The sequence below is a fragment of the Pseudomonas sp. S1_E05 genome (genome assembly GCF_056337105.1).
Map to the genome: position 1 here is coordinate 1743400 of NZ_JBFRHM010000001.1, position 15241 is coordinate 1758640.

Consider the following 15241-nt stretch of genomic DNA (forward strand, 5'->3'; position numbering starts at 1 on the left):
TGTGCAATCGAATACCTGTGGGAGCGGGCTTGCTCGCGATAAGGACACCCGGATTTCAATAAAAGACACCTTGCGGGCTTTAAATGAAACGCTACGAAAAATTCGCCGATGACATCGCTGAACTGATCCGCTCCGGTGTCCTTGGCCCCGGCCAACGCGTACCTTCAGTGCGCTACGCCAGCCAGACCTACGGGGTCAGCCCCTCCACCGTGTTCCAGGCCTATTACCTGCTGGAGCGACGTGGCCTGATCCGCGCCCGTCCGCGTTCCGGGTATTTCGTCAACACCCATGCACCGAGCCCGTTTTCGGAGCCCGTGATCAGCAGCCAGGTCAACGAATCCACCGAAGTCGACGTCAGCGAGTTGGTTTTCTCGGTACTCGACTCGATCAAGGACCCGACCACAGTACCGTTCGGCTCGGCGTTCCCCAGCCCGACGCTATTCCCCTTGCAGCGGTTGTCGCGCTCACTGGCGAGCGCCACTCGGGACATGGACCCGCGCATGGTGGTCACCGACATGTCGCCAGGCAACCCGCAACTTCGCCGCCAGATCGCCCTGCGTTACATGGTGGGCGGCTTGATGCTGCCGATGGAAGAACTGCTGATCACCAACGGTGCACTGGAAGCACTGAACCTGTGCCTGCAAGCCGTGACCGAACCCGGCGACCTGGTGGCCATCGAGGCACCGGCGTTCTACGCCTGCCTGCAAATCCTGGAGCGCCTGAAACTCAAGGCCGTGGAAATTCCCGTGCATCCGCGCGATGGCATGGACCTGGATGTGCTTGCGCAGACCCTGGAGCGCTACCCGATCAAGGCCTGCTGGACCATGACCAGCTTCCAGAACCCGATGGGCGCGACCATGCCCGAGGCGAAAAAACAGGAGTTGGTGGCGCTGCTGCGCCAGCACCAGGTGCCGCTGATCGAGGACGATGTGTACGCCGAACTCTATTACGGCCAACAGGCGCCCAAACCGGCCAAGGCATTCGATACCGAGGGGCTGGTGATGCATTGCGGCTCGTTCGCGAAAAGCCTGGCGCCTGGTTATCGGGTGGGCTGGGTCGCCGCCGGCCGTTATGCGCAGAAGATCGAGCGATTGAAGCTCATGACCTCCCTGTGCGCGTCGATGCCGGCTCAGGCCGCCATAGCCGACTATCTGCAACATGGCGGTTACGACCGGCACCTGCGCAAGTTGCGCTACGCACTGGAAGAACAGCAGAGCGCCATGCTCGCGGCGATTGCGCGCTATTTCCCGGCGCAGACCCGCGTCAGCCAACCGGCCGGGGGCTATTTCCTGTGGCTGGAACTGCCGCCGCAGATGGATTCGTTGAAATTGTTCCAGATGGCGTTGGCACAGGGCATCAGCATTGCGCCGGGGCCGATCTTTTCACCGACCCAGCGGTTCAGGAATTGTATTCGCCTGAATTATGGCAGCCCGTGGAGTGAGACGGCTGAGCGGGCAATGGAGACGTTGGGGCGGATTGTGCGGTCGTTCTGAGTGAGTGTTGGCTGATCCGACGCCATCGCGGGCAAGCCCGCTCCTACAGTGTATTTGTGAATGCTACCGATCCACTGTAGGAGCGAGCTTGCTCGCGATAGGGCGCTCACAATCACCACAAATCTGCCGACCTACCGCCCCCCACCCAAATCCACAAACGTCCCCGTCGCATAGGACGCCTTGTCCGACAACAGCCACACAATCGCTTCTGCCACTTCATCCGGCCGGCCGCCACGAGCCATGGGGATGGCCGACTCCAGCTTGCTGACCCGATCCGGGTCGCCACTGAGTGCGTGGAAATCCGTGTAGATATAGCCGGGCCGCACGGCGTTGACCCGAATGCCCTCACCGGCCACTTCCTTGGACAGCCCCAGGGTGAACGTGTCGAGCGCACCTTTGGAGGCGGCGTAGTCCACGTATTCGTTGGGCGAGCCCAGGCGCGCGGCGACTGAGGAGACATTGACGATGCTGCCGCCCTGCCCGCCATGCTTGGGCGACATGCGCAGGATCGCGTGCTTGGCGCAGAGGATGGGCGCCAGGACATTGGTCTTGAGGGTGCGCAGGATGCGGTATTCGGACATCTCATCGATGCGCGACTTCTGCCCCACGGTGCCGGCATTGTTGACCAGCGCGGTGACCCGCCCCAGCTCGGCATCGACCCGATTGAACAGGGCAATGACTTCATCCTCGATGCTGACGTCGGCACGCACCGCAATTGCTTGGGCCCCCAGGGCGCGGACCTGCTCCAGGACGCGATGGGCCGCTTCTTCATCCGACTGGTAATTGATGCAGATCCGGTAGCCCTGCACGGCCGCCAACTGAGCGGTAGCGGCACCGATGCCACGGCTGCCGCCGGTGATGACAATGACTTTGTCCATGCGTGCATTTCCCCGTTCAAGCGTAAGCAGTCGGGGCCAAGAATAACCGCCATTCACGGGTTTTGCATGAGCTGTGGCACGTTTACCACGGGTCGGCCCTGCCAGCGGCCAGCCGTTTCAGCTCACTGGCAGGTCTTGCGCACCCTGGATGCTCGCCATGAAATGCTCCGCCGGCACCGGATGCCCGAGCAGGAAGCCTTGCAGTGAATCGCAACCGAGCTGGGTGAGGAAGTCCTGCTGCACGGCGGTTTCCACCCCCTCGGCGACGATTCGCAAGTCCAGCGCCTGGCCCAGGGCCACGATGGCCGAGACAATGGCCGCGTCGTCGCTGTCGCGCTCCAGATCACGGACGAAACCACGGTCGATCTTCAGTTCATTGGCCGGCAGTCTTTTCAGGTACATCAGGCTGGAATAGCCGGTGCCAAAGTCGTCGATGGACAGGTCGACGCCCATCTGCGACAACTCGTTTAGCACCGTCATGCTCGCATCCGCATCGCTCATTGCCGTGGTTTCGGTAATTTCCAGGGTCAGGCAGTTGGCCGGCAGCTTGTGCGTGGCCAACGCCCTGGCCACGCTCTGCACCAGGCCGCCGTGGCAGAATTGCAACGCTGACAGGTTCACCGCGATGCGCCAATGGGTATAACCCAGCACGTACCACTCACGCATCTGCCGGCACGCTTCGTTGAGCACCCATTCGCCGATGGAGATGATCAGACCGGTCTTCTCCGCCAGGTCGATGAACTTGTCCGGCAGCAACAATCCCTGAGTCGGGTGCTCCCAGCGCAACAGCGCCTCCGCGCCAATGGCACGACGGCTACCAGCGGCGAACTTGGGTTGATAATGCAGGCGGAACTGGCACTGCTCCACGGCGCAGCGCAGGTCCTGCAACAATTGCAGTTGTTTGCGCGCGTTATTGTTCATGGACACATCAAAAAATCTGTAGCCGTTTTTGCCGGCGCCCTTGGCGTGATACATCGCCGCATCAGCGTTCATCAGCAGTTCTTCGGCGGTGCTGCCGTTGCCCGGATACAGGGCAATGCCAACGCTCGCGGAAATCTGCAGGTCATGCTCGGTCACGCGGAACGGGCGGGCGATCAGCCCGACCTGTCGTGCGGCAAGGTTAAGCGCGTCTTCTTCGGCCGCCAGTTGCACCAGCAGCACAAATTCATCACCGCCGATGCGGGCCAGGGTGTCATGGCTGCGCAAGTCCACGCGCAGCCGCGCGGCAACCTCTCGTAGCAACAGGTCGCCCATGTGGTGACCAAAGGCATCGTTCACCGGTTTAAAACCATCAAGGTCAATGAACATCAAGGCAAAACAGCCGCCCTGCTCCCTGACCACTGACATCGCCTGATCAATGCGGTCAGCCAGCAGCACGCGATTGGGCAGCCCGGTCAGGGTGTCGTGCAAGGCCAGTTGAGTGAGTTCGCGATTGGCTTCGGTCAACGACTGCGCGAGGTCCGCCGTGCGAGCCTCCAGGCGTGTATCGAGAATCGAGGTCAGCAAGGCAATGCTCAACACCGCCAGCGTAGTGACCAGTACCAGTCCGTCCAGGCCCTTGCCGTTCAGGCCGCTGCTGATGGCACCACAGAAACTCCCGTCGGGGAACTGCGCCGCCGCCATGGCCGTGTAATGCATGCCCACGATGGCAATGCCCATGACCACGGCGGCGCCGCCACGGATCAGGCTGACATACGGTGTGTGCTTGCGCAGACGAAAGGCGATCCACAGCGCCGCGCCCGATGCACCTACGGCGATCAATAAGGAGACGGCGAACAGCACCGGGTCGTAGACGATCCCGGGCTGCATGCTCATCGCCGCCATGCCGGTGTAATGCATCGCGCTGATGCCGCTGCCCATCACCAGTGCGCCGAACGCCAGTTGCCACAGGGGCAGGCGTGGCTGTCTCACCAGCCACAGGGCAAAACCACTGGAGAGGATGGCAGTGAGCAATGACAGACCGGTGAGCGTAATGTCGTAGCCCAGTTCAATCGGCAACTCGAACGCGAGCATGCCGATGAAGTGCATCGACCAGACTCCGACCCCCATCGCAAACGCGCCACCCGCCGTCCAGAAATGCACCGCTCGCCCTTTCGCCGTGGCGATGCGCCCGGTCAGGTCCAGCGCCGTGTAGGAGGCAAGAATGGCGACAAACAGCGAGATGATGACCAGCGAGGGGGAATAGCTACCGATGAGCATGAAAATTCTCAAAAATACCCGCCGTACTGCTTCCATTCGCGGCGAATAAATCAGGCGATTGTACTGATCGCGCAGAGGAACGCACTGAGAAAATGAGCAAAATGCCAGCAAGGCGATGAAACGCTTGTTTTAACGTAGTGCTTGAATTCAAAAAACGTTCGACGGCCCTGTAGGAGCGAGCTTGCTCGCGATGACGGCGGCACATCCAACACCAATGCGCCTGACCCAATGCCATCGCGAGCAAGCTCGCTCCTACAGGTCCACCTGGCCATCCCAGCCGCCGCCCAGTGCCGCGATCAACTGCACACTGGCGATCAGCCGGCTCTGCAACAGGTCCAGCATGCTGCGCTCGTTGTTCAGTGTGGTGGCTTGGACCACGACTACGTCCAGATAGGCGATCAGCCCGGCCTTGTATTGGTTCTGGATCAAGCGCAGGGATTCTCGCGCAGCGTCCAGCGCCTGCTGGCGGACTTCGGACTCGTTTTCCAGGACCTTGAGTTGTACCAGGTAGTTTTCCACTTCGCGGAAGCCATCGAGCACGGTCTGGCGGTATTTGGCCACGGTTTCGTCGTAGGCCGCCTCGCTACGGTCGACTTCCGCCGAGCGCTGGCCGCCGTCGAACAGGGTCATGGCCAGTTGCGGGCCAACCGACCAGAAGCGGTTCGGTACGGTGAACAGGCCATTCGAGGTACTGCTGCTGTAGCCACCGTTCATGCTCAGAGTCAGGTCCGGGTAGTACGCAGCCTTCGCCACGCCGATGTTGGCGTTGGCGGCGATCACCGAGCGTTCGGCGGAGGCAATGTCGGGGCGCCGTTCCAGCAGTTGTGACGGCAGGCTCAGTGGCACCTCGGGCAACTGCGGAATGTCCTGGCTTTCGGCGAGGGTGAACTCGGCGGGCGGCAGGCCGATCAGCACGGCGATGGCGTTTTCGAACTGCGCACGCTGCCAGATCAGGTCAACCAGATCGGCCTCGGTGCTCTTGAGCTGGGTTTGCGCCTGTGCCACGGCGTCTTTGCCGGAAACGCCAGCGCGGTATTGGTTTTCGGTCATTTTCAACGACCGCTGGTAGGCCTCGACTGTCGCTTGCAGCAGGCGTTTCTGCTCATCGATCACCCGCAGTTGCAGGTAGTTCTGCACCAGCTCCGACTGTTGACTCAGGCGCATCGCCGCCAGATCGGCGAAGCTCGCCTCGGCGTTGGCCGTGTCAGCTTCCAGGCCGCGGCGCAGCTTGCCCCAGATATCGGCCTCCCAACTGACCCCGGCCTGGGCGGTGTAGGTGTTGCGGATGCCGCTGGAGGAACTGCTCAGGCTCGAGCTGCTGCTGCCGGTGCCCTGGCTGGAGCGGTTTTTGCCGACGGTCAGGTCCACCGTGGGGAAAAACGCCCCGCGCGCACTGCGGACCAGCGCCTGTGCCTGCCGGTATTGGGCTTCGGATTGCGCGACGGTCTGGTTGCCACTGTTGAGTTTGTCGATCAAGCCGTTGAGTTGTTGGTCGCCGTACAGCTCCCACCATGCACCGCGCGCCAGCGAGTCGCTCGGCGTGGCCTGACGCCAGCCGGCCGCTTCCTTGTACTGCACAGGTGCGGCGGTTTGCGGACGCTGGTAGTCCGGGCCGATGGCGCAGGCACTGAGCAGCGCAACGCACAGCGACAGGGAGAGCAGACGCGAGCCTCGGGCCATCAGCAGCGGCACGGTGAGGTGGGTAAGCGAACGGTCAGTCATAGCGGAGTTTCCAGAGCGGCATCGGTACGCACGCCGCGCCAACGGTTGAAACGATGGCGCAGTTTGTCGAGATAGAGGTAAACCACCGGGGTGGTGTAAAGCGTAAGGATCTGGCTGAAGATCAGCCCGCCAATGATGGTCAGGCCCAGCGGCTGGCGCATTTCCGCACCTTCGGCTCGGCCCAGCAGCAAAGGCAAGGCCCCGAGAATCGCCGCGAGCGTGGTCATCAGGATGGGCCGCAGCCGTTGCAGGCAGGCGTTGCGAATCGATTCCAGTGGCTCCATGCCTTGATGCCGTTCAAGTTGCAATGCCAGGTCAATCATCAGAATGGCGTTTTTCTTCACCACGCCGATCAGCAGGAACAGCCCCAGCAAGGAAATCAGGCTGAATTCCGAACCCAGCACATAGATCGACAGCAACGCGCCGACCCCGGCGGATGGCAAGGTCGACAAAATGGTCAATGGATGGATGTAGCTTTCATACAGCACACCCAGCACCAGATAGACCGCCAGCAACGCACCGAGAATCATGAACGGTTGGCTCTTCTGCGTCGCGGCGAAAGCATCGGCGGTGCCGGCCATTTTCACGATCACGTCTTCCGGCATGCCGAGTTGTGCGAGCGAACGCTCGATGGCAGCCGTGCCCTGCTCCACCGTCACGCCTTCGGCCATGTCGAATGAAATGCTCTCGGACGCGAACTGGCCCTCGTGGCTGACGCGGTCTTCGGCCAGGCTGTTTTCGTAATGGGCAATGGTCGACAGCGGAATCCGTGCGCCGTCGGCGGTGATCACCTGGACCTGCTCGAGGGTGATAGGGTCCTGGGCGTACTTGGGATTGACCTCCATCACCACCTGATACTGGTTGAGGCTGTCGTAGATCGTCGAAATCTGCCGCTGGCTGTAGGCGTTATTGAGCACGGCGGTGACCATGTTCATGTCAACGCCCAGGCGTTTGGCCTGATCGCGATCGACGATCAGCGTCACCTGCTGCGCACCGCCGCCCTCCCGCGCATCGATGGCGGTCAGTTGCGGCAATGCCCTGAGCGCCGCCACGACTTTCGGGTACCAGGTGCGCAATTGGCCGAGGTCGGCGCTCTGGATGATGTAGGAGTACTGCGAGGTCGTCTGCTCGCGACCGCCACCAAACTGAAGGTCCTGGTCCGCCATGAGCATCAACTGGGCGCCGGGAACCTTGGGCATTTCCTTGCGCATGCGTTCGATGACTTTCTGTGCGGAAATCTCCCGCCCCTTGATGGGCTTGAGACGCACCAGCATGAAGGCGTTGTTGGTGCCGTTGCTGCCACCGATGAATCCGGCAACGCTTTCGACCGCAGGGTCCTTGAGCACCGCGCGGCGGAAAATCTCCATTTTTGGCTGCATCACGCTGAATGACAGCCCGTCGTCCCCGCGCACGAATCCAATCAGTTGACCCGTGTCTTGCTGCGGCATAAATGTTTTTGGAACAACGACATACAGCGCGATATTAACGCCAACTGTCACGAAGAGACTGAGCAGCGTCAAGCGCCGATGACGAAGCACCCAGTCGAGGCTGGTGGCGTATTTGGCCACCATCCAGTCGTTGGTCCGTCGGCTCCAGCGTTGCAGATGGTTCTCTTGCCCTGGCGTGTGCGGCTTGAGCCAACGCGCGCACAACATCGGCGTCAGCGTCAGGGAGACCACCAGCGACACCACGATGGCCGCCGCCAGGGTGATGGAAAACTCGCGGAACAGGCTTTCGATGATGCCGCCCATGAACAGGATCGAGAGGAACACTGCCACCAGCGAAACGTTCATGGACAACAAGGTGAAACCGACTTCCTGGGCGCCCAGGTAAGCCGCCTTCATGGGCGGTACACCCTCGTCGATGTGCCGGGAGATGTTCTCCAGCACCACGATGGCATCGTCCACCACCAGCCCGGTGGCCAGGATCAGGGCCATCAGCGACAGGTTGTTCAGGGAAAAACCATACAGGTACATCACCGCGAAGGTGCCCACCAGCGACACCGGTACCGCGAGGGTCGGAATCAACGAAGCCCGAAAGTTGCCCAGGAATAGAAACACCACCAGTATCACCAGGGCCACGGCGATCAATAGGGTCATTTCGGCTTCGTGCAGCGTGGCCTTGATCACCGGCGAGCGGTCCATGGCCAGGTTCAGCTTGACGCTGGCTGGCAGCACGGCCTGCAACGCCGGCAGTTGTGCCTTGATCTCGTTGACCGTCTCGATGATGTTGGCGCCTGCCTGGCGGTTGATCACCAGCAGCACCGCCGCGTCATCGTTGAAGAAGCCGCTGTTGTAGCGGTCCTCGACCCCGTCGCTGACTTTGGCCACATCCTTCAGGCGCAGGGCTGCACCGTCCGCGTAGTGAATGATCAGCGACTCGTAATCCTTGGCTTTTTCCAGTTGATCGTTCGCTTGCACCTGCCACAGGCGCTGGCCATCCTCCACCGAGCCCTTGGGCCTGCGTACGTTGGCATTGGCGATGGTGGTTCGTACGTCGTCCAGCGCCACGCCGTACTGGTTCAGCGCCTGGGGCTCGAGCTCGATGCGCACCGCCGGCAGTGAGCTGCCGCCGATCTGCACCTCCCCCACACCCTGCACCTGGGAGAGGCTCTGGGACAAAATGGTCGAGGCCAGATCGTAGAGCTGGCCTTTTTCCAGAACATCGGAGGTCAGCGACAGCACCATGATCGGCGCCTGGGACGGGTTGACCTTCTTGTAGGTTGGCATGCTGCGCATGCCGCTCGGCAGAAGGTTGCGCGAGGCGTTGATCGCCGCCTGAACTTCCCGCGCCGCGCCGTTGATATCGCGGTCGAGGTCAAACTGCAGAATCACCCGGGTCGAACCTTGGCTGGAGCGGCTGCTCATGGTGTTGACGCCGGCAATGGCACCAAAGGAGCGTTCAAGCGGCGTGGCCACGGTCGAGGCCATCACCTCAGGGCTGGCCCCCGGCAGGCTGGCCTGGACCACGATCACCGGGAAGTCCATCTGCGGCAGCGGCGACACCGGCAGCAGGCCGAAACTGACGCCGCCGAGCAGCATGATCGCCAGGCTCAACAGCATGGTGGCGACCGGGCGCTTGATGAAAGGACCGGACAGGTTCATGGCTGTTCGACCGCGTCCACCGACTCGGATGGACGGCCCCAGCGCCGCCCCAGACGGTCAAAATACAGGTAGATCACCGGCGTGGTAAACAGCGTCAGGATCTGGCTGAGCAGCAGGCCGCCCACCATTACCAGGCCCAGCGGCTGGCGCAACTCGGCCCCGGAACCGCTGGCCAGCATCAGTGGCACCGCACCGAACAATGCCGCCAGCGTGGTCATCAGAATCGGCCTGAAACGTAACAATGCCGCCTGATAGATCGCCGTTTCCGGGTCCATGCCTTGATTGCGCTCAGCATCGAGCGCGAAGTCGATCATCATGATCGCGTTCTTTTTCACGATACCGATCAGCAGGATGATGCCGATGATCGCGATCATGCCCAGGTCATTGCCGCTCAGCAGCAGGGCCAGCAAGGCACCGACCGCAGCCGACGGCAAGGTCGAGAGAATGGTGATCGGGTGAATGTAGCTCTCGTAGAGCACGCCCAGCACGATGTACATGGTCACCACCGCCGCGAGGATCAGCAGCAAAGTGCTCGACAGCGAAGCCTGGAACGCTTGCGCTGCGCCCTGGAACTGGGTCTGCACGCCAATCGGCATGCCGATGTCCTTCTGCACCTGTTCGATGATGTCCACCGCATGCCCCAGCGCCACGCCGGGCGCCAGGTTGAAGGACATCATCACCGCCGGGAACTGACCGATGTGGGTGATCGCCAATTGAGCCTGGCGCTCCTCGATGTGTGCCAGGCTCGACAGCCGCACCTGTGCACCATCGGTGGTCTTGACGTGGATCTGGTTCAGCGCATCAGGGCCGATCTTCTCGCCGGACTGCGATTGCAGTACCACGCGGTACTGACTGGCCTGAGTGTAAATGGTGGAAATCTGCCGCTGGCCGAAAGCGTCATACAGCGCGTTGGTGATATCCGAGACCGATACACCGAGCCGCGAGGCCGCATCACGGTCGATGACCAGGTAGACTTGCAAGCCCTTGTCCTGCAAATCGCTGGCGACGTCCGCCAGTTCCGGCTGCTGGGCGAGCGCCTCCACCAAACGACCACTCCACAGGCTCAGCAACTCTGCATCCGGCGACGACATGCTGAATTGATACTGCGTACGGCTGACGCGGTCTTCGATGGTGAGGTCCTGCACCGGCTGCATGAACAGGCGAATGCCAACCAGCTTGTCCAATTCAGGTTGCAGGCGAGCGATGACCTCGGTGGCCGTCAGGTCACGATCACCATGGGATTTGAGATTGATCAGCAGTCGACCGCTGTTGAGCGTCGAGTTATCACCGTCGACCCCGATGTAGGAAGACAGGCTTTCGACCGCCGGGTCCGCGAGGATCACCTTGGCCAGTTCCTGTTGCCGTTCGCTCATTGCCCTGAAGGAAATCGACTGCGGCGCTTCGGAAATGCCCTGGATCACCCCGGTGTCCTGCACCGGAAAGAAACCCTTGGGGACCACCAGATACAGGACCACGGTCAGTCCCAGGGTACCGACCGCCACCAGCAACGTCAGTGGTTGATGCTTGAGAACCCACTTTAACTTGCGCCCGTAAGCCGCGATCATCCAATCAATTACATTGCCACTGGAGCGGTAAAACCAACCCTGCTCTTCCTCCCTGGGTTCACGTTTGAGCAGCCGGGCGCACATCATCGGCGTCAGCGTCAGGGACACCACGAGGGAAATCAGGATCGCCACCGCGAGGGTGATCGCAAACTCGCGGAACAGTCGCCCTACCACGTCCGCCATGAACAGCAGCGGAATCAATACCGCGATCAGGGACAACGTCAGGGAGATCAGCGTAAAGCCGATCTGCTTCGCGCCTTTTAATGCAGCATTGAGTGGGCTGTCGCCCTCTTCGATGAACCGGGAAATGTTTTCCAGCATGACGATCGCGTCGTCCACCACGAAGCCGGTGGCAATGGTCAGGGCCATCAGCGTCAGGTTATTGACCGAGAACCCGGCCAGGTACATCACGCCGAAGGTACCGATCAGCGACAACGGAACGGCGATCGACGGGATGATGGTCGCACTGGCACGGCGCAGGAACAGGAAAGTGACCATCACGACCAGGGCGATGGCGATCAACAGTTCATGCTGCACATCAGTGACCGATGCACGAATGGTCTGGGTTCGGTCGGTGAGCACGGTGACCTCAAGCCCGGCCGGCAGGTTGTCGGTGATGCTGGGCAGCAAGGCCTTGATCCGGTCCACCACCTCGATGACGTTGGCACCGGGTTGGCGCTGGATGTTGAGCAGCACCGCCTGGTTCTCGTTGGCCCACGCCGCCAGGCGTTCGTTTTCAGCACCGTCGGCGATTTCTGCCACATCCTTGAGGCGTAAAGGCGCGCCGTTGCTGTAGGCCAGGATCAGGTTGGCATAATCCTCGGGGGACTTGAGCTGGTCATTGGCATCGAGCATCGAAACCCGGGTCGGACCGTCGAAGTTGCCCTTGGGCTGGTTTACGTTCGATGCACCAATCAGCGTGCGTACGTTCGACAGGTTGAGGCCGGCGGCAGCCAGCGCCTCGGGATTGACCTTGATGCGCACGGCCTGGCGTTGTCCGCCAGCAATGCTGACCATGCCGACACCGCTGATCTGTGCGATTTTCTGCGCCATGCGCGTGTCCACCAGATCATGCAGCTTGGGCAGCAACATGGTTTTCGAGGTGATCGCCAAGGTCAAAACCGGGGTGTCTGCCGGGTTGACCTTGTTGTAGACCGGGGGCTGGCAGATCGGTGGGCAGCAGATTGGTCGCGGCGTTAATGGCCGCTTGCACCTGCTGCTCGGCGACATCCATATTGATGTCGAGGTTGAAGCGCAACGTCAACACCGAAGCGCCACCGGAACTGGTCGACGCCATCTGGGTCAGCCCGGGCATTTGTCCGAACTGACGCTCCAGCGGCGCCGTTACGGCGCTGGTCATGACGTCCGGGCTGGCGCCGGGATAGAGCGTCATCACGCGGATAGTCGGGTAGTCGACCTGGGGCAAGGCAGAGACGGGAAGCAGCCGATAGGCGATCAGGCCGGCCAGAACAATGGCCAGCATGCTCAGTGTGGTGGCAACCGGGCGAAGGATGAACAGCCGCGAGAGATTCATGCGCCGCCCTTTTTCGCCTTGTCGGTGGTGCCCGGCTCAGTCGTACTTGCCGCCGATTTGCCCTGCAGATGTTCAGTCGGCGCGGTTGGCACATCCTTGGAGTCGTTGACCACTTCCACTTCGCTGCCTTCCTTGAGACGGTCGGTACCTTCCAGGACCACGCGGTCGCCTGCCGCCAGGCCTTCGGTGATCACTGTGTGCTCGCCATCGCTGGCGCCAACTTTCAACGGGCGGACGGTGACTTTCCTGTCGCCGTCCAGGGCATAGACGAACGTACCGTTGGTGCCGAACTGAATGGCGGCCGATGGCGCAAGCACGACATCCTTGAGGGTATCTGCCAGCAAGTGAACGTTGACGAACTGGTTGGGGAACAGCGCCTGGTCCCGGTTGTCGTAGCGCGCCTTGAACTTCAGGGTGCCGGTGGCGACGTCGATCTGGTTGTCGAAACTGCTCAGTACACCGGTGGCCTGCAATTTAACATCGCCACGGTCCCAGGCTTCCGCCGGCAACTGTGCGCCACTGCGGTAGCGGGCCAGCACCACATCGAGGTTGTTCTCCGGTAGGGTGAAGGCGACGCTGATCGGTTGGGTCTGGGTGATGATTGCCAGCGCCGTGGTGTCATTGGCGGCAACGAGATTGCCGACGTCGAGCTGACGCAGACCGACCCGGCCGGTGATCGGAGCACGGATCTTGGTGAATTCGAGATTGAGTTTGGCGTCGTTGACCGCTGCCTGGTTGGTCTTGACCGTGCCCTGATACTGGCCCACCAAGGCTTCGGCGGTGTCCAGGGTCTGTTTGGCAATGCTGTCTTCGCGATACAGGCCACGATAACGCTCGACATCGACCTGGGCGTTTTTCAACTGCGCCTGATTTTGCAACAACGTGCCTTCGGCCTGCAGCAAGGCGTTCTGGTAAGGACGCGGGTCGATTTCGGCCAGCAAGTCGCCCGCCTTTACCATCTGCCCTTCCTGGAAGGCCACTTTGATCAGTTCACCACCGACGCGGCTGCGCACATTGATGGTATTGAGCGCCGTCACGGTGCCCAGTGCCTTGTAGTACAGCGCAAAGTCGCCCTTGACCGCTGGCGCCACGCGCACCGGTACTGCCCCGCCTGCGCCACCGAAACCCGGACGCATGGCGCCGGAACGCCCCACATGACCGGCCGCAGCTTTCTGCCCTGCCCCTTCTTTGGGTGCGCCGGTGGGCCAGAACTTCCAGCACAGGCCAGCGATGACCAACAGGACAAGCAGGCCGAGCAGCCAGCGACGAGGATTACGGAAAGCGGAGGATTGCATGGAGTGATCAACCATTGGGCGCGTGGGCTTTTTCTACGGGAGGCTGAACGATAAGCACTGGCGGGCAAATAGCAAAGCGCCTTTACCGGCAATTTACCTTCGGCTTACGTATCGGAAGGTTTGTCTAAGGCACTGAAGCGCCTATGAAAACGCTTTGAACAAGGGAACATTCCCGGTGGATTGGCAAGGAATCCGGCGAGAATGCCCCTGTGCCGCCAACTATTGTTGACGATGAATTATTTCAGGACAGCGAGAGCGGCCTCGTAGTTCGGCTCCTGGCCGATTTCAGGGACCAGCTCGCTGTGCAGCACGTTGTCGTTTTCGTCCAGTACCACGACTGCACGGGCGGTCAGGCCCTTGAGAGGACCGTCGGCGATGGCCACACCGTAGTTCTCGATGAACTCGACGCCGCGCAGGGTCGACAGGTTCTGCACGTTTTCCAGGCCTTCGGCGCCGCAGAAACGGGCCTGGGCGAATGGCAGGTCGGCAGAGATGCACAGCACGACAGTGTTGGCGACGTCATTGGCCTGGGCATTGAATTTGCGGACCGAAGTGGCGCAGGTCGGCGTGTCTACGCTTGGGAAGATGTTCAGCACTTTACGCTTGCCGGCAAAGCTCGCCAGGGTGGTATCGGACAGGTTACCGGCAACCAGGGAAAAGGCTGGCGCCTTGGAACCGACTTGTGGCAACTGGCCGTTGACTTGAACCGGGTTGCCTTTGAGGGTGACTTGAGCCATGAACGGAGTCCTTCTGAACGTTGGTGGTGAGAGGGCCGAAGTTAACCATGAAATGGGTCAGCGACCTATGGGCGGATACAAATTGTGAACTCTGTAGACGACAATTGTAGGAGCGGGCTTGCCCGCGATGGGGCCCGCACATCCGACATCCTGGGCGTCAGACACCCCCATCGTCGGAACGCCGCCCGGAGCAAGCTCGCTCCTACAGAAGGATGTCGATTTGCCCCATCGCCAATCGACCATAAGGTGAATCCACCCAAACCGAAGGAACCACCACCATGCGCTTCATGATCATCATCAAGGCCAGCGCCGACTCCGAAGCCGGCCTCATGCCCAGCACCGAACTGCTGACTGCCATGGGTCATTACAACGAAGCACTGGCCAAGGCCGGTGTCCTGCTGGCCGGCGAAGGCCTGCAACCCAGCAGCAAGGGCGCGCGCGTGCGCTTCAACGGCGACAAGCGCACGGTCATCGACGGACCGTTCGCCGAAACCAAGGAACTGATCGCCGGCTTCTGGTTGTGGCAGGTCAACTCCAGGGAAGAAGCGATCGAATGGGTCAAGCGCTGCCCCAACCCGATGCCCGGCACCGACGCCGAGATCGAAATTCGCCAGGTGTTCGAGGCATCCGACTTCGGCGATGAGTTCACCCCCGAGCTGCGTGAGCAGGAAGAACGGGCGTTCGCGGCCGGGAAGAAAAGCTGAGTGCGCCGCC

Annotated in this window: 8 protein-coding genes and 1 pseudogene; 2 read left to right on the top strand and 7 right to left on the bottom strand. The window is 61.3% G+C overall.

Annotation, left to right across the window (positions count from 1 at the left end):
- Positions 1-83: 83 nt before the first annotated feature.
- Positions 84-1493, top strand: a complete 1410-nt coding sequence (gene mapR / locus AB4N33_RS07975) for a GntR family transcriptional regulator MpaR (RefSeq protein ID WP_476456932.1) — start codon at positions 84-86, stop codon at positions 1491-1493.
- 131 nt (positions 1494-1624) lie between these two features.
- Here the strand turns inward: mapR and AB4N33_RS07980 are convergent, their stop codons facing one another.
- From AB4N33_RS07980 to tpx, 7 genes and pseudogenes are all read right to left on the bottom strand, one after another.
- A complete protein-coding gene (locus AB4N33_RS07980) occupies positions 1625-2371 on the bottom strand; it encodes an SDR family oxidoreductase (protein WP_460125390.1) in 747 nt (248 codons plus the stop codon).
- Between the two features lie 117 nt (positions 2372-2488).
- Positions 2489-4570, bottom strand: coding sequence for a putative bifunctional diguanylate cyclase/phosphodiesterase (locus AB4N33_RS07985; RefSeq protein WP_476456933.1), 2082 nt, complete (start codon positions 4568-4570; stop codon positions 2489-2491).
- Between the two features lie 252 nt (positions 4571-4822).
- Positions 4823-6292, bottom strand: a complete 1470-nt coding sequence (locus AB4N33_RS07990; RefSeq protein WP_460141868.1) for an efflux transporter outer membrane subunit — start codon at positions 6290-6292, stop codon at positions 4823-4825.
- A complete protein-coding gene (locus AB4N33_RS07995; RefSeq protein WP_476456934.1) occupies positions 6289-9396 on the bottom strand; it encodes an efflux RND transporter permease subunit in 3108 nt (1035 codons plus the stop codon). The genes AB4N33_RS07990 and AB4N33_RS07995 overlap by 4 nt, the downstream gene beginning before the upstream one ends.
- Positions 9393-12495, bottom strand: a pseudogene (locus AB4N33_RS08000) (MdtB/MuxB family multidrug efflux RND transporter permease subunit). Before AB4N33_RS08000 ends, AB4N33_RS07995 begins: the two are co-directional and overlap by 4 nt.
- Positions 12492-13805, bottom strand: coding sequence for an MdtA/MuxA family multidrug efflux RND transporter periplasmic adaptor subunit (locus AB4N33_RS08005; RefSeq protein ID WP_476456935.1), 1314 nt, complete (start codon positions 13803-13805; stop codon positions 12492-12494). Before AB4N33_RS08005 ends, AB4N33_RS08000 begins: the two are co-directional and overlap by 4 nt.
- A gap of 221 nt (positions 13806-14026) precedes the next feature.
- The gene (tpx, locus tag AB4N33_RS08010) at positions 14027-14527 is read right to left on the bottom strand and encodes a thiol peroxidase (RefSeq protein ID WP_476456936.1); all 501 of its coding nucleotides are present in this window, start codon (positions 14525-14527) and stop codon (positions 14027-14029) included.
- Between the two features lie 278 nt (positions 14528-14805).
- On the opposite strand from tpx, the gene AB4N33_RS08015 reads away from it, so the two are divergent.
- Positions 14806-15231: a YciI family protein gene (locus tag AB4N33_RS08015; protein WP_476456937.1), complete on the top strand. Its 426-nt coding sequence runs from the start codon at positions 14806-14808 to the stop codon at positions 15229-15231.
- Positions 15232-15241 lie beyond the last annotated feature (10 nt).